Origin of the sequence: Bradyrhizobium sp. BR 1433 (genome assembly GCF_051547665.1) — a bacterium.
GTDB lineage: Bacteria > Pseudomonadota > Alphaproteobacteria > Rhizobiales > Xanthobacteraceae > Bradyrhizobium > Bradyrhizobium australafricanum.
Genome location: NZ_JBPUGG010000001.1, coordinates 5,220,088 through 5,241,124, shown reverse-complemented (window position 1 = coordinate 5,241,124; position 21,037 = coordinate 5,220,088). Strand labels below are relative to the sequence as shown.

Genomic DNA, 21,037 nt, shown 5'->3' with positions numbered 1-21,037 from the left:
GGGAAGGTAATGCGGAGAGACTCCGGATTTCGCTTCGCTTCATTCGGGCTACGAAGGCGAGAACTACAGCGACCCGCGGCTTTGGCTCGCCGCAAGCTGACCCATCAGCGCCTTGTCGTCATAGCGCGCGAGCGAAAGGCTGCGGGCGAAGACTGGCACGGGCGCGCCGACCACAGCGCGGGCGCAGAGGTCGCCGGTGGCGCGGGCGCCCATCGTGCCGTAGCCCGACAGCGCGGTGGCGAGGAACACGCTTGGCGTCTTCGCCGCCCCGATCAGTGGCCAATTCTCTCGTCATCGGATAGTAGCCGCCGTAATGCACGCGGTCGCGCGGCAGCGCGCCGAGATAGTGCGCGAGCTTTGGCTGCAGCCGGCTCGCCGCGCGCAGCACGACTTCGGGGAAATAGGGATTCAGTTCCGGCTCGCGAACCGGCTCGGTGATCTGTTCCGCGTTGAACGCCCAGCCGAGCTTGATCCACTCGCCGTGATCGCCGCCGTCGGGCCGGCAATGGATGCTGCCCGGCAAGCCCCCCACCCCAACCGTCTCCCCGCAAGAACGGGGAGAGGGTGCGCAGCGGCAGTTGCCGTCACGATACGGCCTAATCTCGCTACACTCTCAAAGGTAATGACGGCGATCAGACGCCGGCCATCATCACGTATTTGATCTCGACATATTCATCCATGCCGTGGCGCGAGCCTTCGCGGCCGAGGCCCGATTCCTTGACGCCGCCGAACGGCGCCACTTCGGTCGTGATCAGGCCGGAGTTGACGCCGACCATGCCCGACTCCAGCGCCTCGGCGACGCGCCAGACGCGGCCGATGTCGCGCGAATAGAAGTAGGAGGCGAGGCCGAACGGCGAGGCGTTGCACATCGCGATCACGTCGGCCTCGTCCTTGAAACGGATAACCGGCGCGAGCGGGCCAAAGGTCTCTTCGTGCGAGACCAGCGCGTCCGGCCGCACATCCGACAGCACCGTCGGCTCGAAGAAGCTGCGGCCGAGCGACGAGCGCTTGCCGCCGGTCACGATCTTGGCGCCGCCCTTCACCGCATCGGCAATGTGCCGTTCGACCTTCTCGATCGCTTCCATGTTGATCAGCGGCCCCTGCGTCACGCCCTGCTCCGTGCCGTCGCCGATCTTCATCTCCGCGACCTTCTTCGACAGCTTCGAGACGAACGCGTCGTAGACCTTGTCCTGGGCATAGAGACGGTTGGCGCAGACGCAGGTCTGGCCCATGTTGCGATACTTCGAGACGATGGCGCCTTCGACGGCGGCATCGATATCGGCGTCGTCGAACACCACGAACGGCGCGTTGCCGCCGAGCTCGAGGCCGAGCTTCTTCACGCCGACCGACGCCTGCCGGTACAGGATCTTGCCGACCTCGGTCGAGCCGGTGAAGCCGACGAAGCGCACCGCCGGATGCTCGCACAGCACCTCGCCGATCGGCGGCGCATCACCGGTGATGATGTTGAACACGCCCTTCGGCACGCCGGCCTTCTCGGCCAGCGCAACGAGCGCGAGCGCGGACAGCGGCGTCTCGTTGGCGGGCTTCAGCACCACGGTGCAACCGGCCGCCAGCGCCGGCGAGACTTTGCGGGTGATCATCGAGTTCGGGAAATTCCATGGGGTGATGGCGCCGCAGACACCGATCGGCTGCCGGATCGCGAGCAGACGCGCGTCCGGACGCTGGGTCGGGATCGTCTCGCCATAGACGCGACGCGCCTCTTCCGCGAAGAATTCGACATAGGCGGCGCCGATATCGACCTCGCCGAGCGCTTCCGCCAGCGGCTTGCCCTGCTCGGAGGTCAGGATCAGCGCAAGGTCCTCGCGGTTGGCGATGATCAGATCAAACCACTTGCGCAGGATGTTGGAGCGCTGTTTCGCGGTCAGCTTGGCCCAGGCCGGAAACGCGCGCTCGGCGGCCTCGACGGCCTTGGTCGCGTCATCGGCGCTCAGCTGCGGGATCTTGATCAGCTCGACGCCGGTCGCCGGATTGTTGACGGCGAATTCTGACGTGCCGACCCAGGCGCCGTCGATGTAGCAGCGGTCGCGCAGCAGCGAGGGGTCCTTCAGGCGGCTCTTCAGGGAGGATGCTGCGGATTGGGTGGCGCGTGCGGCGACGGGCGGGGTCATGGCGTTACTCCTGTCATTTCTGGAATTTCTTGGGGGTGTTCACCGCCTATATAAGCGGAAAGCCGCTGCGATGCACCGGCGCCGGGCGCGACCCTGCTTGGACGCAAACGCGGCGCGATTGTTGGAGGGTTGTCATTCCGGGGCGGCTCTAAGAGCCGAACCCGGAATCTCGAGATTCTCGGTGCGCAGTTGCGCACCTGAGGGTTCGATGCTGCGCATCGCCCCGGAATGACGGCTCTGATCAGACCGCGCCGCCGGACATATAGGTTTCACGACGCCCGATCATGCGCTCGGCCGCGGCCTTGGCGTCCGCCTTGGTCGAGGTCGCGCAGGTCCGGTATTCGAGGTCGGCCTGCGCCCGCGCATCGCGGCGGCCGAACCAGGATTTGGCGCCGGTCTGCAGCAGCGCCAGCGCCCGCGCGACATTCTCGACGGCCTCGAAGGAGTGCAGTGCGCCGGTACCTGCGTAGCGGACTTCGTAGAGACCTGGGCTGATCGGCGCTTCGATATTCTCGCCGCGGCCCGGCCGCGGATAGCGCTTCCATTCACTCCATGTCGAAATCATTGCTGCGCCCCCGCAAGGCGGGAAATGACGAATCTTTTCGTCAAATCCGGTCCAATCCGCCGCACCGTTTGTGCAGCGATCTGAATGCGTTAATGCAAATAATCAGGTACGAAAATCATTCCTTGATCACGTTACCGTGGCCACCCGCGAAGGTCACCGGGACTTGCTCGAAGTCCCCTGCAAAATCTGCGCGCGTGGTGAACGCCTCCCGACCAAGGCCGTTCCTGGCGGCCGGCCTTCACGACATCGCGACGTCGTCGTATCGCGCCCGCCTTGCGGGAGCGGAAAAGCGGGAGGATGATCCGCCCACTTCAAAACAATAAACCCCACCGGAGGAAGCCCCCAATGCAGAGCAAGGCTCAGATCGATCAGGTATTGCGCCAGAAGAGCGAGGCAAAGGAAATTCCCGGCGTGGTCGCCATCGCGGCCACCGGCAAGGACGTGATCTACGAAGGCGCGTTCGGCAAGCGCGACCTCTCCAAGAGCGATCCCATGACGGCAGACAGCGTGTTCTGGATCGCCTCGATGACCAAGGCGGTGACCTCGGCGGGCGCGATGCAGCTCGTTCGAGCAGGGCAAGCTCTCGCTCGATGAGCCGATCGGCAAGCTGTTGCCCGATCTCGCCGCGGTGCAGGTGCTCGACGGCTTCGACGCCAAGGGCGAACCGCAGCTGCGGCCGGCGAAAAAGCCGATCACGCTGCGCCAGCTCATGACCCACACCGCCGGCTTCGCCTACGACATGTGGGACGGCAACCTCGGCAAATATCTGGAAAAGACCGGCACGCCCGGCATCATCACCTGCCTGAATGCCGCGCTGAAGACGCCGATTATGACCGATCCCGGCACGCGCTGGGAATACGGCACCAATATCGACTTTGTCGGCAAGGCAGTGGAGGCCGCATCCGGCAAGAAGCTCGATGCCTATCTGCGCGACAATATGTTCGCGCCGCTCGGCATGAGCGACACCGCCTTCAAGATCTCCGACGACATGCGCAAGCGGCTGGTCGGCATGCATGCCCGCGGCGAGGACGGCACGCTGGCGGCAATCCCGTTCGAGCTCGAGCAGAATCCTGAATTTCACATGGGTGGCGGCGGCCTGTATTCGACCGCGGCCGACTACATCAAGTTCTGCCAGATGATCCTCAACAAGGGCAAAGGCAACCGCAATCAGGTGCTGAAGGCCGAGACGGTCGCGACCATGGGGCAGAATCACATCGGCGAGCTCACCGTCGGCAAGATGACGACGGCCTTGCCGATGTACACCAACGATGTCGATCTCTATCCCGACATCGTCAAGAAATGGGGCTTGAGCTTCCTCATCAACACCGCCAAGACGCCGGAAGGCCGCAGCGCCGGCAGCCTCGCCTGGGCGGGCCTTGCCAACACCTATTACTGGATCGATCCGTCGCGCGACGTCTGCGGCGTGATCCTGACCCAGCTGTTGCCGTTCGCCGACAAGCACAGCCTGGAAGCCTTCGCAGGCTTCGAGAAGGGCATCTATGCCGGGCTCGACGCCGGCAGCGGGCAAAGGGCGGCGTAAGGCTCGATGAGATAAGTCGTACCAGCCGTGACGGGACTCCTCTCCCTCTCTCCATTCTTACGGGGAGAGGGTTGGGGTGAGGGGCTGCTTCCGCACAGACGGTCGCAATTGGACTCGCAGAGACTCCCCCTCACCCGGATCGCATCTTCGATGCGATCCGACCTCTCCCCGCACGCGGGGCGAGGTGAAGCGGAACCCGTCGCCGCTACAATCGAAAACCATACCCGCCATAGGTCGGGCCTGTCCCATCGGCGCCAAACGACTAAGATCGCGCAAAAAGCGTGACGACACGAACACGACCACGAGGAGGACGAGCTTGGCACCCACACCCAAGGGAGACAGCAAGGCCGACAGCTATGTCTGCGGCATTTCCGATACGCCGCTGCTCGGTGAAACCATCGGCCGCAGCCTCGACCGCGCACGGGCGCGCTGGGGCGAGCGCGAGGCGCTGGTCTCGCCCAGCCACAATGTGCGCTGGACCTGGACCGAATTCGCCTGTCACGTCGAGGCGCTGGCGGCGGGCTTCATCGCGCTCGGGCTGCAACGCGGCGAGCGGATCGGCATCTGGTCGCTGAACCGCCCGGAATGGACGCTGACGCAATTCGCCGCCGCGAAAGCCGGACTGATCCTCGTCACCATCAATCCGGCCTATCGCCTCAGCGAGCTGGAATTCGCGCTCGGCAAGGTCGGCTGCGCCGCGATCGTGACGGCGACCGCATTCAAGACCTCGGCCTATATGGAGATGCTGAACACGCTGCTGCCCGAGCTCGCAAGCTCGGAGCCCGGTCACTTGCGGTCGGCGCGGCTGCCGCAGCTGCGCGCCGTCATCCAGATCGGCGGGCCGGCTGCACCAGGCACCATTCCATTCGACCAGGTATCGCAGATGAGCGGGGCGCGTCATCGCGAGCAGCTCGCAGCGCTCGGCGAGAGCCTGCAATTCGACGATCCCGTCAACATCCAGTTCACCAGCGGCACCACCGGCTCGCCCAAGGGCGTGACGCTGACCCATCACAACATCCTCAACAACGGCTACTTCACCGGCCGCGCCATGCGCCTGACCGAGCAGGACCGCATCTGCATTCCGGTGCCGCTCTATCACTGCTTCGGCATGGTGATGGGCAACCTCGCCTCGGTCACGCTCGGCACCACCATGATCTATCCCGGCGAAGGTTTCGATCCGCTGGCGACGCTGACCACCGTCGCGCAGGAGAGATGCACGACGCTGTACGGCGTGCCGACCATGTTCATCGCCGAGCTCGACCATCCGGAGTTTTCGCGCTTCGACTTGTCGTCGCTGCGCACCGGCATCATGGCCGGCGCGCCCTGCCCGATCGAGGTGATGAAGCGCGTCAACACCGAGATGAACATGCGCGAGGTGACCATCGCCTACGGCATGACCGAGACGAGCCCGGTTAGTTTCCAGAGCGCGACCGACGATCCGCTGGAACGCCGCGTCTCGACCGTCGGACGCATCCATCCGCATGTCGAGGTCAAGGTGATCGATCTCGACGGCAAGGTGGTGCCACGCGGCGAACGCGGCGAGCTCTGCACCCGCGGCTACAGCATCATGCTCGGCTATCGGGACGAGAAGGAAAAGACCTCAGACGTGCTTGATGCCAATGGCTGGATGCACACCGGCGACCTCGCCGTGATCGACGACGAGGGCTATTGCAACATCGTCGGCCGCATCAAGGACATGGTGATCCGCGGCGGCGAAAACCTGTATCCGCGCGAGATCGAGGAATTCCTCTACCGCCATCCGAAGATCCAGGACGTGCAGATCTTCGGCGTCGCCGACGAGCGCTATGGCGAGGAGCTGTGCGCCTGGGTCAGGATCAGGCAGGGTGAAACGCTCACCGCCGACGAGGTCCGCGCCTTCTGCCATGGCCAGATCGCCCACAACAAGATCCCTCGCTATGTCGAGTTCGTCGAGGAATTCCCGATGACGGTGACGGGGAAAATCCAGAAGTTCGTGATGCGCGACGCGGTGGAGCAGCGGCTCGGGCTCAAGGCGGCGAAGACGGCGTGATCTCTCTTCTCCCTCGCCCCGCTCTTGCGGGGAGAGGGTCGGGGTGAGGGGCCGCCTCCGCAAACTGGATGAAGATGAGTACGCGGAGACTCCCCCTCACCCGGATCGCATCTTGCGATGCGATCCGGCCTCTCCCCGCAGGCGGGGCGAGGCGAGAAAGAGCGGCGCCCTTAAACCAGCAGCCCCTGCTGCTTCGCCAGATCCTGCAGCGATACCAGCGGCCGGGCGCCGATGTGCTGGATCACTTCGGCCGCGGCGAGCGCGCCGAGCCGGCCGGCATTCTCATGGCCGACATTGCGCACGAGACCGACCAGGAAGCCGGCGGCGAACAGATCGCCGGCGCCGGTGGTGTCGACCAGCCTGTCGATCGGAGAGGCCGGCGCCGAAACAACGCTTTCGCCTGATATCACGACGCAGCCCTTCTCGCTGCGGGTGACGACGCCGAGTTTGGTATCCTTGCCGAATTGCTTCAGCGCGGTGTCGAAATCCGAGGTCTGGTACAGCGAGTGCAGTTCGGACTCGTTGGCGAACACGAGGTCCACGATGCCCTTGCGCATCAGGTCGAGGAATTCGTCGCGATAGCGATCGACGCAGAACGAATCCGACAACGTCAGCGCCACCCGGCGGCCTGCGCCATGCGCGATATCAGCCGCCTTCACGAAAGCGTCCTTGGCGTTCTTCGGATCCCAGAGATAGCCCTCGAGATAGATGATGCTGGCGGCCGCGATCTGGTTTGGATCGATATCGTCGGGGGTCAGATCCTGCGCGGCCCCGAGATAGGTGTTCATGGTGCGCTCGCCGTCCGGCGTCACCAGGATGTAGGAGCAGCCGGTGGCCGGTCCGGTCCTGGCCGGCGCGGTGTCGAACGCCACGCCGGCGGCGCGGATATCGTGGACGTAAAGCTTGCCGATCTGGTCGTCCTTGACCTTGCCGACATAGGCGGCGCGGGCACCGAGACTGCCGACGCCGACGATGGTGTTGGCAGCTGAGCCGCCCGACATTTCCGTCGCCACGCCCATGTCGCCGTAGATCGCGGTGGCGCGCGCCTCGTCGATCAGCTGCATCGAGCCTTTGGTCATGCCGTGACGGGCAAGGAACCCCTCGTCGGTCTGCACCAGCACGTCGAAGATCGCGTTGCCGATCCCAAGAACGTCGTATTTTGCGTCAGCCATAGACCTGCCCTGTGTTAACGCCACCCAACAAGAGTGGCGGCCTATCACGTTACGCCTCGGGGCAGCAAGGGAAGCGGCTGCTGCTAGTTCCGTCATCCCCTCGCCAGTAACCCGTCATCCCCGCGCAAAGGCTTCGCCTTTGTCGCTGGAGGTGCGAGCCTCTTCGGCGAGCCTCGAAGGATGGACGGCCCGACTGCGGCCGATTCATCCTTCGAGGCTCGCTTCGCTCGCACCTCAGGATGACGGGGCTGGCAGAGTGATGCTGGCGGCAACGTGGGTGGCTGCTATACAGACCCCATGTTCCGCTCCTTCCTCACGGTCTCCTCGGGAACGCTGGCCTCGCGACTGCTCGGCTTCGTGCGCGATTCCGTGATCGCGGCGCTGCTGGGCGCGGGGCCGGTGGCAGATGCCTTCCTGGCGGCATTCCAGCTTGTGAACGTTGTGCGACGGCTGTTGTCCGAGGGCGGACTGAATGCCGCCCTGGTACCGGCCTGGCTGAAGGCGCGCGATGCCGGCGGCTTGGAGGCGGCAACCGCCTTTGCCGGCCGCGTGCTCGGCACCGTCAGCGCCGCGGTGATCGCATCCGCGCTCGTCATCGGCCTGCTGATGCCGCTGGTGATCGCGGCGATCGCGCCGGGTTTTGTCGGCCGCGACACGCTGCAATTCGCCGTCGACGACGCGAGGCTGATGCTGCCCTATCTCGCCTTCGCCGGCCCGGTCACCGTGATGATGGCACTGCTCAGCGCGCAGGGGCGCTTCGCGCTGACCGCGTTCTCGCCGCTGTTGTTCAACATCGCGTTGATATCGGTGATGGCCGTGCTGCTGGTGCGGCAGCAGGAGCCGGCGCAGGCCGCGATTGTCATGGCGGCAACGATCGGCGTCGCCGGCTTCCTGCAACTGTCGATGCTGGTGCTGCGCGGCGCAAGGCTCGCCTCGCCGCTCCGCGTGTCCTTCGATCCTGACATGCGCGGCTTTCTCGGCCGCGCGGTCCCCGGCATGGTCGCGAGCAGCGCGCCGCAATGGCTGATGGTCGCAGGCGCGGTGATCGCATCGACCTCGCCGTCGGCGGTGTCCTGGCTCTATTTCGCCAACCGCCTGCTCGAGCTGCCGCTCGGCATTGTCGGCGTCGCCATGGGCACGGTGCTGATCCCGGAGATGACGCGCGCCGTGCGCAGCGGCGAATCCAGCGCGATCGCGCATGCGGAATCGCGTGCCCTCGAGCTCGCGGTCGGGCTGGCGCTGCCGGCGACGCTCGGCCTGATGGTGCTGAGCGAGCCGATCGTGCGGATGCTGTTCGAGCACGGCGCGTTCACCGCCCAGGATAGCGCGGCAACCGCGCAAGCCTTGATCTGGCTGACGCTGGCCTTGCCGGCGCATGTGCTGGTGAAGGCGCTGTCGCCGGCGTTCTTCGCGCGCGAGGACACGCTGACGCCGCTGCTCGCGACGCTGAAGGCTATCGTGGTGACGATCGCGGCGGCCTTCCTGTTCGGTCATATCTTCGGCGCGAGCGGAATTGCCGCAGGCATCGCGCTCGGCGCCTGGAGCAACGCACTGGCACTGATCCGCAAGGGGGCCGCCACCTTCGGCTTCTCGATCGATGCCGATGCGCGCCGCCGGCTGCCGCGCATCCTGGCCGCGGCGCTCGCGATGGGCGCCCTGCTTTGGCTCGCGGAGGGCGGGCTGCCGTCGGCCGGTAGCCACGGTTTCGTGCAGGCAGCCTCGCTGCTCGTGCTGATCGCGGCAGGTATTGCCGGTTACGGGCTCCTCTTGCAGCTTTTCGGTGTCACCGGCTGGCGCGAGGCGGTTAACGCCGTCAGGCAAAGGCGCCCCGCCTGACTTGCGCGCGCGGAGCTTAAGTGGCAAACGACGCGGCAAAACTAGCCATTTCCGGGAATTTAGACCATGGCGTTCGTTGAACGGGTTTTCTCAGGCGTCCAGCCGACGGGCAATCTGCACCTCGGCAACTACCTCGGCGCCATCGTCAACTTCGTGAAGATGCAGCAGACCCACAACTGCATCTATTGCGTCGTCGACATGCATGCGATCACGCAGGGCGTTCGAGGTCTGGGGCGGCCCGGCCGAGCTCGCCCGCAACACCCGCGAGGTCACCGCGGCCTTCATCGCCGCCGGCATCGATGCCAAGAAGCACATCGTGTTCAACCAGAGCCAGATCGCCGGCCATGCCGAGCTGACCTGGATTTTCAACTGCGTCGCGCGGATCGGCTGGCTGAATCGCATGACGCAGTTCAAGGAGAAGGCAGGCAAGGACCGCGAGAACGCCTCGGTCGGCCTCTACGACTATCCGGTGCTGATGGCCGCCGACATCCTGCTCTACCGCGCCACCCATGTGCCGGTCGGCGAGGACCAGAAGCAGCATCTGGAGCTGTCCCGCGACATCGCGCAGAAGTTCAACAACGATTTCGCTGATTCAATTCGTGGTCATGGTTTCGCCGACGGCCTTTTCTTCCCGCAGCCCGAGCCGCTGATCACGGGGCCGGCGACGCGGGTGATGAGCCTGCGCGACGGCACCAAGAAGATGTCGAAGTCGGATGCGTCGGACAATTCGCGCATCAACCTCACCGACGACGCCGACACCATCGCGCAGAAGATCCGCAAGGCGAAGACCGATCCGGAGCCGCTGCCGTCGGAGGAGAAGGGTCTCGAAACGCGTCCGGAGGCCGACAACCTGGTCGGCATCTACGCGGCGCTGGCCGGCATCTCCAAGCAGGAGGTGCTGACGCAGTTCGGCGGCGGTCAGTTCTCCAGCTTCAAGAACGCGCTGGTCGAGGTTTGCGTCGCGAAACTGGCGCCGATCGCCTCCGAGATGAAGAAGCTGGTCGCCGATCCCGGCCATGTCGACGCGGTCCTCGCCGACGGCGCCAACCGCGCCCGCGGCATCGCCGACGAGACCATGCGCATGACCAAGGACATCGTCGGCTTCATCCGCCCGCGCTGACGCGCAAAGCAGGAACTGCGCGCTCCCTCTCCCAAACGGCGAGGGAGTATGGCACCATGGGTTGGTTTGGTTCAGCACCGGGACATGCATGACCACCCAGCGACGAAGCTACGAGACAGGTCACAAGCCGAAGTGCCTCGTCATCGTTGACGACACGGCGGAATGGGACCGCGCGGTCTATTACGCCAGCCGATGGGCGATCCGGGTCGGCGGCGGCGTCGTGATGCTGCGGGTGATCGAGACCGAGGACCAGAACCAGCAATGGCTCGGGGTCGCCGACATCATGCGCGCGGAGGCCGAGGAGGCCGCCAACGAGGCGCTCGACCGCGCCGCCGGCCGCGCCAACGGCATCGCCGCGATCACCCCGGAGCGGGTGATTCGCGAGGGCGAGCCGATCGAACAGATCCTCGACGTGATCGACAAGGACGTCGATATCGCAGCGCTGGTGCTGGCGGCCAATCCGGGCGCCGAGGGGCCCGGGCCGATCATCACCACCATGGCCAAGACCATGGGGGCATTCCCGATCCCGGTAACCATCGTGCCGGGCGGCCTGACCGACGCCGAGATCGACGCCCTGTCCTAAGCGCTATCCGGCCCGAAAACCGCTCCAGAGCATGGGTGCAGGCCTGGAACCGCGGTTTTGCGGCTTGATCGCGGGCTTTTTAGTTGCCATCTGACTCCTTGATTTGACGCGTTTTCTTCGCGAACCGGTGTCACTTCGCTCGAAAACGCTATAATGGAACCCAACGCGCCGGCCTTGAACCGGCGACGCCGGAGACAGCAAATGTTCATTCAGACCGAAGCCACGCCCAATCCCGCCACGCTGAAATTCATCCCGGGCCGCATGGTGCTCGACAGCGGGACCATGGAATTCTCCTCGCCCGAGTCCGCTGCGCGCTCGCCACTCGCCGAACGGCTGTTCGCCGTATCCGGCGTCACCGGTGTGTTCTACGGCGCCGACTTCGTCACCGTGACCAAAGCGGACGGCGACTGGCAGCACCTCAAGCCCGCGATCCTCGGCGCGATCATGGAGCACTACATGTCCGGCGCGCCGCTGCTCGCCGACGGCACTGCGGCCAGCGACGACGCGCGCGACGAGGAAGGCGAGTTCTTCGACGAGGCAGACGCCGAGACGGTCGAGCAGATCAAGGACCTGATCGAGACCCGCGTGCGGCCCGCGGTCGCCAATGACGGCGGCGACATCACCTTCCGCGGCTTCAAGGACGGCATCGTCTATCTCAACATGAAGGGCTCCTGCGCCGGCTGCCCGTCATCGACCGCAACCCTGCAACACGGCATCCAGAACCTGCTCCGGCACTTCGTGCCCGACGTGCAGGAAGTCCGGCCGATGTGATGGAGCGGCGAATGGCGAGTGGCGAATCGCGAATAGCATTCTCCGCAAGACCCCTATTCGCCATTCCCTATTCGCTATTCGCCCTCCCATGATGATTCTCGCCATCGATACCGCGCTCGACGCCTGCTCCGCGGCGGTGCTCGACACCACCTCCGGCAATACAATCGCCATCGAATCGCAGGCGATGCAGCGCGGCCATGCCGAGGCGCTGATGCCGCTGATCGCGCGGGTGATGAAAGAGAGCGGCATCGGCTTTGCCGGGCTCGACCGCATCGCCGTCACCACCGGCCCCGGCAGTTTCACGGGCCTGCGCGTCGGCCTCTCGGCGGCGCGCGGCCTGGCGCTGGCCGCAGAAAAGCCGGTGGTCGGACTTTCGACGCTCGCCGCCTACGCTGCGCCTGTCGTCGCCGAGAATGGCGCGGCTGCGATCCTGTCGGCGATCGATGCGCGGCATGATCACGTCGATTTCCAGCTGGTCGGCGGCGACGGCAGTCCGATCATCAAGCCGAAGGTGGCGCCGATCGCGGAAGCGCTCGAGGCCTCCCAACACGGCGCGCTGCATCTGGTCGGCAAAGCCGCCAATATCCTCGCCGAGCGCTGGCCCGCCGACGCCGCACCGCCGGTCAAGGTCGACCGGCAGCCCGCGCCCGATATCACCTGGGTCGCCTGGATCGGCGCGGCCGTGGATCCTGAAACCGCGCCGCCGCGGCCGTTCGATCCGCGCGCGCCCGACGCCAAGCCGCCGAAGGACCGGCTCGAAATCAGCACGCCGCGATCGACATGATCGGCTGGCTGTCACGATGGTGGGGCGGCGGTCCGCCCGCGGTCGAGCCCGCATCGCTGCGCGACGCGGCGCGACTCGCGCAATTGCACGGCGCGTCGTTTCATCGCGGCTGGGGCGAGGGCGAATTCGAGGCGATGCTGACCGAGCGCAACACGCTGGTGCACCGGCTGCGGCAGGGACGCAAGGTGATCGGCTTTGCCGTCTCACGGATGGCAGCGGACGAAGCCGAAATTCTGTCGATTGCGATCGATTCCAGTCAGCGCGGCCGCGGCCTGTCGCGCGACCTGCTGCTGACCCATCTCGGCCATCTTGCCGGCCGCGGCATCCGCACCATCTTCCTCGAGGTGGAAGAGAACAATCAGCCGGCGCGACGGCTCTACGAAAAGGCCGGATTCGGCGTGATCGGCCGCCGCGAACGCTACTACAAGCAGCCCGGCGGGGAACATTTGAACGCGCTTCTGATGCGGCGCGACTTGTCGTAACATCGGCGCGATGGCAGAACAGCGCCCTGCTCTGCCATCCAAGGCTCAAGGACTGGCCAAGGACCTGCCAAGGACCCATGACGACGGTGAAAATCACGCCTGCGCAGAAGAATACCGGCATCGAGGCGCGCTGCGCCGCGACCGGCATGCGCATGACCGAACAGCGCCGCGTGATCGCACGCGTGCTGGCGGAGGCCATGGATCACCCTGACGTCGAGGAGCTCTACCGCCGCTGCGTCGCGGTCGACGACAAGATCTCGATCTCGACCGTCTATCGCACCGTCAAGCTGTTCGAGGATGCCGGCATCATCGAGCGCCACGACTTCCGCGAGGGCCGCGCGCGCTACGAGCAGATGCCCGAGAGCCATCACGACCACCTGATCAATCTGCGCGACGGCAAGGTGATCGAGTTCACCTCCGAAGAGATCGAGAAGCTGCAGGCCGAGATCGCGCGCAAGCTCGGCTACAAGCTGGTCGATCACCGTCTCGAGCTGTATTGCGTCCCGCTCGACGAAGACAGCAAGTCGTAAGCCGGGTGAGTTTCGACCTCGTCATCTTCGATTGCGACGGCGTGCTGGTCGACAGCGAGGTGATCTCCTGTCGCGCGCATGCGGAGACGCTGACGCGGCACGGCTTTCCGATCACACCCGACGGCGTGCTGAAGCGCTTCCTCGGCGTGTCCGACCGCGAGGCGCGGCGGATCGTCGAGAGCGAGATCGGCCGCGCGCTGCCCGAGACCTTCGAGGCCGAGGTCAAGCACGCGACGCTGAGCTTCTATGCCGACGATCTCAGCGCGATCGCGCATGTCGGCGAGGCGATCGCCGCGCTCGGCTTACCGAAATGCGTGGCGTCGAGCGGCACACCGGAAAAGATCCATCACGGCTTGACCTGCGCCGGGCTCTACGACCAGCTCGCGCCGCATATTTTCTCCGCCACCCAGGTCAAGCGCGGCAAGCCGGCGCCCGATCTCTTCCTGTTCGCGGCGGCGCAGATGGGCGCCACCCCCGCGCGTTGCGTCGTGATCGAGGACAGCGTGGCCGGCGTCACCGGCGCCCGCGCCGCCGGGATGACCGTGCTCGGTTTTTACGGCGGCAGCCACTGCACGGCGGAACATGAGGGGATGCTGCGCCAGGCCGGCGCGGCCGTCACCTTCGCCGATATGCGGAAATTGCCCGATTTGATCGCCCGGGTGGGGGCCACGGCGAGCGCTGACTGACCCTGCGAGGTCATTCCGGGGCGCGACCGAAGGGAGCGAACCCGGAATCTCGAGATTCCCCGGTGCGCAATTGCGCACCTGAGGTTCGATGCTGACGCATCGCCCCGGAATGACGTCCAGACCGCTGGATTTTCCCCGGTTTAAGCTATATTTCAGCCTCGGCGCCCCGATGGCGCCGTTTCCATTTTTCACTCTCAGGGTTCCATGACGACGCCGCGCAAGCTGCACATCAAGTCCTATGGCTGCCAGATGAATGTCTACGATGCGCAACGCATGGCGGACACGCTGGCCGGCGAGGGCTTTGTCGAGACCGCGAGCGCCGAAGACGCCGACCTCGTCATCCTCAACACTTGCCACATTCGCGAGAAGGCGTCGGAGAAAGTCTATTCCGAGCTCGGGCGGCTGCGCGTCGCCAAGGACGAGGCCGCGCGGGCGGGCCGCGAGATGAAGATCGCGGTCGCCGGCTGCGTCGCGCAGGCCGAAGGCGCAGAGATCATCCATCGCGCGCCGACCGTCGACATCGTGGTCGGGCCGCAGAGCTATCATCATCTGCCCGAGCTCTTGAAGCGCGCCAAGGCAAACGGCCGCGCGCTGGAAACGGAATTCCCGGTCGAGGACAAGTTCGGCTTCCTGCCGCAGCCGAAGCCGGATGCGATCCGCGCCCGCGGCATCTCCGCCTTCGTCACGGTGCAGGAAGGTTGCGACAAGTTCTGCACCTTCTGCGTGGTGCCCTACACGCGCGGCGCGGAAGTCTCGCGTCCGGTCGCCAGGATCATCGACGATGTGAAGCAGCTCGCTGACAATGGCGTGCGCGAATTCACGCTGATCGGACAGAACGTCAACGCCTATCATGGCGAAGGCCCCGACGGCCGCGTCTGGCCGCTCGGCAAATTGTTGCAGCGCCTCGCCGAGATCCCCGGCGTCGCGCGGCTGCGCTATGCGACCAGCCATCCGCGCGACGTCGACGACGCCCTGATCGCGGCCCATCGCGATTTGCCCGAATTGATGCCGTTCGTGCACCTGCCGGTGCAATCGGGGTCGGACCGGATCCTTGCCGCCATGAACCGCAAACATACCGCCGATGACTACCGGCGCGTCATCGACCGGTTCCGCGCCGCGCGGCAAGACATTGCTTTTTCATCAGATTTTATCGTGGGCTTCCCCGGAGAGACGAGGGAAGAATTTTCCGCCACCCTCGCGCTTGTCACGCAAATCGGATACGCTGCGGCGTATTCATTCAAGTATTCGCCACGGCCGGGCACGCCGGCGGCGGAGATGCGGGAGACAGTGTCAGCAGCCGAGATGGACGAGCGCTTGGGGCGGCTTCAGGAATTGATCGACAGCCAGCAATCGGCCTTCAACCGGGCTGCGATTGGCACAACGGTCGATGTGCTGTTCGAGCGCGCCGCGCGCAATCCGGGCCAGATCGTCGGCCGTACCGCCTATCTGCAGCCCGCCCATGTGATGGCGTCGCCTGACATCATCGGCCAGGTCCTCCCGGTGAGGGTCGACAGCCTCGAGCGCTACAGCCTGATCGGCGAGCTCGCGACGCGACCCGTGCCCGGCCTCATTTCGCAGACCATTGGAGCCTGAAATCCTTGCCCAAAAGCGCATCGGATTCGTCTTCGCTCGCTCCCAGCCGCAAACCTGACCGCGACATGCAAATGCCACCTGAGACCCGGCCCCCTGAAACTCAGGTCGTCATCGATTTCGACGACAACCGCGCGGCATCTGCGCTGGTCGGCCCCTACGGACAGAATCTGGCGCTGATCGAGCGGCGGCTCGGCGTCGTGGTCGATTCCCGTGGCAATCATCTCACCATCGCAGGCTCCCGCGACGGCTGCGACGCGGCGCGGCGCGTGCTGGAGACGCTCTACGCGCAGGCCGTTCGAAGGACACGACCTCGATCAGGGCGAGGTCGAAGGCGCGATCCGCGCCGTGATCGCACAGGGCTCGCTGTTCGAATTCGACAACAAGACCGCCAAGCCGACCTTCGAGACCATCAATCTGCGCAAGCGTCCGGTGCGCGCCCGCACCGCGGCGCAGGATTCCTACATCCGCGCCCTGAAGCGGCATGAGCTGGTGTTCGGCATCGGCCCGGCCGGCACCGGCAAGACCTGGCTCGCGGTAGCCCATGCCGCGCAGCTGTTCGAGCGCAAGGAGGTCGATCGCATCATCCTGACGCGGCCCGCGGTCGAGGCCGGCGAGCGGCTCGGCTTCCTGCCCGGCGACCTCAAGGAGAAGGTCGATCCGTATCTGCGCCCGATCTATGACGCGCTGTACGATCTGATGGACGCCCGCGTCGTCGAGCGCGCGCTGCAGGGCAACGAGATCGAGATCGCCCCGCTCGCCTTCATGCGCGGCCGCACCCTGACCAATGCCGCCATCATCCTCGACGAGGCGCAGAACACCACGACGATGCAGATGAAGATGTTCCTGACGCGTCTCGGCGAGAACAGCCGGATGATCGTCACCGGCGACCCGTCGCAGGTCGACCTGCCGCATGGCCAGGCCTCGGGCCTCACGGAAGCCGTGAAGCTGCTCGACGGCGTCGAGGGCATCGCCCAGGTGCATTTCAAGGCCGAGGACGTCATCCGCCATGAATTGGTGGCGCGCATCGTGGCCGCCTATGAGGGATTGCCGCAAAAGCCGGCAAACGCCAGATCTTGAGACCAATAGCTTCGGCCGCGAGCCCACACGGCGCGGGATCCGGCCATAACGCAGATTTTGAAACCAACGTGTCTGCTTTTCCTGCAACCGATGTTCTCGTCACCGCCGAATGCTGGCAGGCCGAGCCCAATGCCGACGCGGTGATCCACCGCGCCATCGAGGCTGCCGCCGAACTCGCCGATGCCGATGTCGCCGACGCCGAGCTTGCGGTGATGCTGACCGACGATGCCGGTATCCGCACCCTGAACGCCAACTGGCGCAGCATCGACAAGCCGACCAACGTGCTGTCGTTCCCGGCGCTGCAGCCGGAGGGCGCCGCCGGCGGCGGACCTGACGACGCCCCGCGCATGCTCGGCGACATCGCGATCGCCTATGAGACGACACGGCGGGAAGCCGATGAAGAACAGAAACCGTTCGACCATCATTTGAGCCATCTCGCGGTGCATGGCTTCCTGCACCTGATCGGCTACGACCACGAGAACGATGACGATGCCGAGGATATGGAGGCGCTCGAGCGCGAGATCCTCTCTTCCCTCGGCATTCCCGACCCCTATGCGGATCGGATCGCCTGACATGCCGGATTCCGAACCGACCCACGACAACCCGCGCAACGTGAGCAACCTGCCCGCCGTGGTGCACGAGGGCGAGGTGCAGCGCCCGGCGGCCGAGGGCTGGCTGGTGCGCGCGATCCGCACGCTGTTCGGCTGGAAGGCCGGCTCGGTGCGCGACGACCTGCAGGTGGTGCTCGACGCCTCGACGCCCGACGATGTCGGCTTCTCGGCGATCGAGCGCACCATGCTGCGCAACATCCTGTCGCTGAACGAGCGGCGGATCGCCGACGTCATGGTGCACCGCGCCGACATCGTCGCGGTCAAGCGCGACATCCCGCTCGGCGAATTGATGAGCCTGTTCGAGAGCGCGGCGCATTCGCGGCTCGTCGTCTACAACGAGACCCTCGACGACCCCGAGGGCATGGTGCACATCCGCGACCTGCTCGCCTTTATGACCGCGAGAGCCCGCGTCACCGACGCGACCAAGACGAAGCGCAAGAAGCCGTTCCCGGCCGGGCTCGATCTGCGCAGCGTCGACCTCGCGCTGCCGTTGTCGGAAGCCAATATCATCCGTAAGCTGCTCTACATCCCGCCATCGATGCGCGCGATCGACCTGTTGGCGCAGATGCAGGCCTCGCGGATCCATCTCGCTTTGGTGGTCGACGAATATGGCGGCACCGACGGGCTGGTGTCGATCGAGGATATCGTCGAGCAGATCGTCGGCGAGATCGACGACGAGCACGATTCCGACGAGCCGCCGTCCATCGTGCGCCAGCCGGACAACTCCTTCATCGCCGACGCGCGCGCCAGCCTGGACGATGTCCGCTCAGTGATCGGCGAGGATTTCGTGATCGGCGACGCCGGCGAGGAGGTCGAGACGCTCGGCGGCTACCTCGTATCGTTCGTCGGGCGCCTGCCGGTACGCGGCGAGGTGATTTCGGGGCCCGGCAATTACGAGGTCGAGGTGCTCGACGCCGATCCGCGGCGGGTCAAGCGCGTGCGCATCACCGCGCGCAAGGAACGGCCGACGCCGCGCAAGGAGCGCGAGCGACGCCGCGAGCAGGCGCCGGACTCCGGAAACCCGCAGGCGAATGACAACATGCCGCCGCCCGGCGAGGGAGCCGGTCCGCAGTGAGGCTGTCCGACAAGCTCCGATCGATCGGCCTTGCAATCATCCTGACCTGGGGATGGAAACGCGCCGTCCTCGCGCTCACGGCCGGCGCGCTGTCTGCGCTGGCGATGGCGCCGTTCAACGCCTGGCCGGTTCTGTTTCTCACCTTTTCCATCGCGGTCTGGCTGATCGACGGCAGCGCGGCCGGGCGCTGGCGCGGCGTGCCCGCCGCGGCGCTGTCCGGCTTCTGGTTCGGCCTCGGCTATTTCGTGCCGGGGCTGTACTGGATCGGCTACGCCTTCTTCGTCGATGCGGACACCTTCGCCTGGCTGACGCCGTTCGCGGTGCTCGGCCTGCCTGCCTATCTCGCTTTGTTCACCGCGTTCGGCTTCGGGCTGGCGCGGCTGATCTGGCCGCGCGATGCCTCGCGCGTGCTGGCGCTCGCGGTCAGCCTGACGATTTCGGAATGGCTGCGCGGCCATCTCCTCAGCGGCTTTCCGTGGAATGCGTTCGGCTACGCACTGACCGAGCCGCTGGCGCTGGCGCAGACCGCGTCGCTGATCGGGCTGTGGGGCATGACGTTCCTGGCCGTCGCGATCTTCGCAAGCCCGGCCGTGTTGATCGACGGCGGCTCGCGCGGCCGCAAGCCGTGGCGCGCGCCGGTGGCCGCGGTGCTGGTGCTGGCGGCGATGCTGGCGTTCGGCGTGGTCCGCCTCGCGCAGCAGCCGACCAGGATGGTCGACGGCGTCAAGCTGCGCATCATGCAGCCCGATTTGCAGCAGGACGCCAAGTTCAACTACTCCGCCAAGGCGGCGGTGATGCAGAAATATCTCACCCTGTCGGATCGCGCCTCCGGGCCGCATGCCACCGGCGTGAAGGATGCCACCATCCTGATCTGGCCGGAATCCGCGTTTCCGTTCTTCCTGACCAAGGAAACCGACGCGATGGCGCAGATCGCCGACCTGCTGCCGAAGGGAACCGTGCTGATCACGGGTTCGGTGCGCGCGCCCGATCTGCCGCCCGGCGTCCGCGTCACGCGCGCCTATAATTCCATCTACGTCATCGACCACGACGGCAGCGTGCTCGCGGTCTACGACAAGCTGCATCTTGTCCCGTTCGGAGAATATCTGCCGTTCCAGGACTGGATGGAGAAGCTCGGCTTCGTGCAACTCACCAAGGTGCAGGGCGGCTACATTCCCGGCACGATCCGCCGCACGCTCGATATTCCGAATGCACCACGCGCCCTGCCGCTGATCTGCTACGAGGCGATCTTTCCCGGCAATGTCGTGAGCCGCGACGACCGTCCCGGCTGGATCGTCAATGTCACCAATGACGGATGGTTCGGAATCTCGACCGGCCCTTACCAGCACCTGCGACAAGCCCGGCTGCGCACCATCGAGGAAGGCCTGCCGATGGTCCGCGCCGCCAATACGGGCATCTCGGCCGTCATTGACCCCGTCGGCCGGATCGTCGCGCAACTCGGGCTCGGCATCGAGGGCGTGCTGGATGCCGGCCTGCCGGCGGCCATCGCGCCGACGATCTATGCGCGTGTCGGGAACGTCCCCGCCGCTGTGATTGTGATCACAGCCCTGGCGTTCGTGTTGCGGCGGCGGTTTGTGAGGCGAAAAGCCTGACGGCTGCATATCGCCGGTTGTCGCGAACCCGAAAAAACGTCGAAATTTACCTCAATATGATTCCACCAGTTGACAGATCGACCGTGCACTTCGCATTGTACGGGTCCACGCGAAATCACAAGCCAAGTCAGCCCCTTTGCGCAAATTGTCCGCATTTCGTCCCGATCCTCCTTGCAGGATTTGACGGCACCGGCGCCTGAGGCATACTCCACTTCCAACTTGCCTCATCCACGGGCGCGCAATCCCTTAGGAGAGTTGGAGATGTCCACCAAAGCGCCCAATCCTGTTGACAAATATGTCGGCAGCCGCGTCCGTATGCGACGCATCATGCTCGGCATGAGCCAGGAGAAACTGGGCGAGGCGCTAGGCCTGACGTTCCAGCAGGTGCAGAAATACGAGAAGGGCACCAACCGCGTCGGCGCCAGCCGGCTGCAGCAGATCTCCGAAATCCTGCAGGTGCCGGTCTCCTTCCTGTTCGACGGCGGCCCGAGCGGGGTCAAGACCGCCGACGGCTTCAGCGAGGGCGCCTCGCCGACCTACGTCTCCGATTTTCTGGCAACCGCCGAGGGCCTGGCCCTGACCCGCGCCTTCACGCGGATTGCGGACGCCAAGCTCCGCCGCAGCATCGTCGAACTGGTCGAGCAGATTGCGGCGCGCGAGGCAGCCGAGCAGGCCTGATCCAGCCATATCCGTTTGAGAGATCGTCAAATCTGGAATATGCCATTGCGGCGCGCGCCAACGCGATGAGCTCAGCTTGAGCATCATCGCGCTTGAGCGCCTCCTTTGAGCATGTTTCCGGATCATGCTTCGGCGCGTGCGCGCAATGACAAAGCGAATTCACAGG

General features: G+C 65.5%; 17 protein-coding genes and 3 pseudogenes. 16 read left to right on the top strand and 4 right to left on the bottom strand.

The window, feature by feature from the left end:
- Positions 1 to 118: 118 nt before the first annotated feature.
- The 3 genes from ACSKB9_RS25285 to ACSKB9_RS25275 form a co-directional block, all read right to left on the bottom strand.
- A complete protein-coding gene (locus ACSKB9_RS25285; protein ID WP_438076487.1) occupies positions 119 to 523 on the bottom strand; it encodes a hypothetical protein in 405 nt (134 codons plus the stop codon).
- Positions 524 to 632: 109 nt separating this feature from the next.
- Complete coding sequence (locus ACSKB9_RS25280) at positions 633 to 2,129, bottom strand: NAD-dependent succinate-semialdehyde dehydrogenase (RefSeq protein ID WP_438076485.1); 1,497 nt, start codon at positions 2,127 to 2,129, stop codon at positions 633 to 635.
- A gap of 241 nt (positions 2,130 to 2,370) precedes the next feature.
- On the bottom strand, positions 2,371 to 2,694 hold the full coding sequence (locus ACSKB9_RS25275) for a hypothetical protein (RefSeq protein WP_092080983.1): 324 nt from the start codon (positions 2,692 to 2,694) through the stop codon (positions 2,371 to 2,373).
- A 345-nt stretch (positions 2,695 to 3,039) separates the two neighbouring features.
- On the opposite strand from ACSKB9_RS25275, the pseudogene ACSKB9_RS25270 reads away from it, so the two are divergent.
- Both ACSKB9_RS25270 and ACSKB9_RS25265 read left to right on the top strand, forming a co-directional pair.
- A pseudogene (locus ACSKB9_RS25270) lies at positions 3,040 to 4,234 on the top strand (serine hydrolase domain-containing protein).
- 316 nt (positions 4,235 to 4,550) lie between these two features.
- Positions 4,551 to 6,263, top strand: a complete 1,713-nt coding sequence (locus ACSKB9_RS25265; protein WP_438076483.1) for an AMP-binding protein — start codon at positions 4,551 to 4,553, stop codon at positions 6,261 to 6,263.
- A gap of 170 nt (positions 6,264 to 6,433) precedes the next feature.
- Here ACSKB9_RS25265 and ACSKB9_RS25260 read toward each other — a convergent pair whose 3' ends face one another.
- The gene (locus tag ACSKB9_RS25260; protein WP_438076481.1) at positions 6,434 to 7,435 is read right to left on the bottom strand and encodes an adenosine kinase; all 1,002 of its coding nucleotides are present in this window, start codon (positions 7,433 to 7,435) and stop codon (positions 6,434 to 6,436) included.
- Positions 7,436 to 7,732: 297 nt separating this feature from the next.
- Here ACSKB9_RS25260 and murJ point away from each other — a divergent pair, with 297 nt between their 5' ends.
- The 14 genes and pseudogenes from murJ to ACSKB9_RS25190 all read left to right on the top strand — a co-directional run bounded on the left by murJ (position 7,733) and on the right by ACSKB9_RS25190 (position 20,871).
- Entirely contained in the window at positions 7,733 to 9,271 is a 1,539-nt protein-coding gene (gene murJ, locus ACSKB9_RS25255; protein WP_438076479.1) for a murein biosynthesis integral membrane protein MurJ, read from the top strand.
- 66 nt (positions 9,272 to 9,337) lie between these two features.
- Positions 9,338 to 10,391: pseudogene (trpS, locus tag ACSKB9_RS25250) on the top strand (tryptophan--tRNA ligase).
- A gap of 88 nt (positions 10,392 to 10,479) precedes the next feature.
- Positions 10,480 to 10,974 carry a universal stress protein gene (locus tag ACSKB9_RS25245; RefSeq protein WP_438076477.1) on the top strand — a complete coding sequence of 165 codons (495 nt, stop codon included), beginning with the start codon at positions 10,480 to 10,482 and terminating at the stop codon, positions 10,972 to 10,974.
- Between the two features lie 201 nt (positions 10,975 to 11,175).
- Positions 11,176 to 11,745 (top strand): NifU family protein, encoded by a 570-nt coding sequence (locus ACSKB9_RS25240; protein WP_438076475.1) that lies wholly within the window; start codon positions 11,176 to 11,178, stop codon positions 11,743 to 11,745.
- Between the two features lie 88 nt (positions 11,746 to 11,833).
- Positions 11,834 to 12,529, top strand: coding sequence for a tRNA (adenosine(37)-N6)-threonylcarbamoyltransferase complex dimerization subunit type 1 TsaB (gene tsaB, locus ACSKB9_RS25235; protein WP_438076473.1), 696 nt, complete (start codon positions 11,834 to 11,836; stop codon positions 12,527 to 12,529).
- A complete protein-coding gene (gene rimI / locus ACSKB9_RS25230; RefSeq protein ID WP_438076471.1) occupies positions 12,526 to 13,011 on the top strand; it encodes a ribosomal protein S18-alanine N-acetyltransferase in 486 nt (161 codons plus the stop codon). Before tsaB ends, rimI begins: the two co-directional genes overlap by 4 nt.
- A gap of 77 nt (positions 13,012 to 13,088) precedes the next feature.
- A complete protein-coding gene (locus ACSKB9_RS25225) occupies positions 13,089 to 13,541 on the top strand; it encodes a Fur family transcriptional regulator (RefSeq protein ID WP_016840396.1) in 453 nt (150 codons plus the stop codon).
- A 5-nt stretch (positions 13,542 to 13,546) separates the two neighbouring features.
- Positions 13,547 to 14,227, top strand: coding sequence for an HAD family hydrolase (locus ACSKB9_RS25220; RefSeq protein ID WP_057015308.1), 681 nt, complete (start codon positions 13,547 to 13,549; stop codon positions 14,225 to 14,227).
- Positions 14,228 to 14,431: 204 nt separating this feature from the next.
- Entirely contained in the window at positions 14,432 to 15,820 is a 1,389-nt protein-coding gene (gene miaB, locus ACSKB9_RS25215; protein ID WP_438076468.1) for a tRNA (N6-isopentenyl adenosine(37)-C2)-methylthiotransferase MiaB, read from the top strand.
- A 5-nt stretch (positions 15,821 to 15,825) separates the two neighbouring features.
- Positions 15,826 to 16,897, top strand: a pseudogene (locus ACSKB9_RS25210) (PhoH family protein).
- Between the two features lie 68 nt (positions 16,898 to 16,965).
- On the top strand, positions 16,966 to 17,469 hold the full coding sequence (gene ybeY, locus ACSKB9_RS25205; protein ID WP_438076466.1) for an rRNA maturation RNase YbeY: 504 nt from the start codon (positions 16,966 to 16,968) through the stop codon (positions 17,467 to 17,469).
- 1 nt (position 17,470) lies between these two features.
- Positions 17,471 to 18,583, top strand: a complete 1,113-nt coding sequence (locus ACSKB9_RS25200; RefSeq protein WP_028335517.1) for a hemolysin family protein — start codon at positions 17,471 to 17,473, stop codon at positions 18,581 to 18,583.
- Positions 18,580 to 20,193 carry an apolipoprotein N-acyltransferase gene (lnt, locus tag ACSKB9_RS25195; RefSeq protein ID WP_438076464.1) on the top strand — a complete coding sequence of 538 codons (1,614 nt, stop codon included), beginning with the start codon at positions 18,580 to 18,582 and terminating at the stop codon, positions 20,191 to 20,193. Before ACSKB9_RS25200 ends, lnt begins: the two co-directional genes overlap by 4 nt.
- Before the next feature lie 261 nt (positions 20,194 to 20,454).
- The gene (locus ACSKB9_RS25190) at positions 20,455 to 20,871 is read left to right on the top strand and encodes a helix-turn-helix domain-containing protein (protein ID WP_028335515.1); all 417 of its coding nucleotides are present in this window, start codon (positions 20,455 to 20,457) and stop codon (positions 20,869 to 20,871) included.
- The last annotated feature ends 166 nt before the right edge of the window (positions 20,872 to 21,037 follow it).

Bases quoted from the DNA above. Each gene is read 5' to 3' on its own strand.
- ACSKB9_RS25225 (WP_016840396.1), top strand. From the start codon at position 13,089: ATGACGACGGTGAAAATCACGCCTGCGCAGAAGAATACCGGCATCGAG.
- ACSKB9_RS25200 (WP_028335517.1), top strand. From the start codon at position 17,471: ATGCCGGATTCCGAACCGACCCACGACAACCCGCGCAACGTGAGCAAC.
- ACSKB9_RS25260 (WP_438076481.1), bottom strand. From the start codon at position 7,435: ATGGCTGACGCAAAATACGACGTTCTTGGGATCGGCAACGCGATCTTC.
- rimI (WP_438076471.1), top strand. From the start codon at position 12,526: ATGATCGGCTGGCTGTCACGATGGTGGGGCGGCGGTCCGCCCGCGGTC.
- ACSKB9_RS25275 (WP_092080983.1), bottom strand. From the start codon at position 2,694: ATGATTTCGACATGGAGTGAATGGAAGCGCTATCCGCGGCCGGGCCGC.
- murJ (WP_438076479.1), top strand. From the start codon at position 7,733: ATGTTCCGCTCCTTCCTCACGGTCTCCTCGGGAACGCTGGCCTCGCGA.
- ACSKB9_RS25245 (WP_438076477.1), top strand. From the start codon at position 10,480: ATGACCACCCAGCGACGAAGCTACGAGACAGGTCACAAGCCGAAGTGC.
- tsaB (WP_438076473.1), top strand. From the start codon at position 11,834: ATGATGATTCTCGCCATCGATACCGCGCTCGACGCCTGCTCCGCGGCG.
- ACSKB9_RS25190 (WP_028335515.1), top strand. From the start codon at position 20,455: ATGTCCACCAAAGCGCCCAATCCTGTTGACAAATATGTCGGCAGCCGC.
- ACSKB9_RS25280 (WP_438076485.1), bottom strand. From the start codon at position 2,129: ATGACCCCGCCCGTCGCCGCACGCGCCACCCAATCCGCAGCATCCTCC.
- miaB (WP_438076468.1), top strand. From the start codon at position 14,432: ATGACGACGCCGCGCAAGCTGCACATCAAGTCCTATGGCTGCCAGATG.
- ACSKB9_RS25240 (WP_438076475.1), top strand. From the start codon at position 11,176: ATGTTCATTCAGACCGAAGCCACGCCCAATCCCGCCACGCTGAAATTC.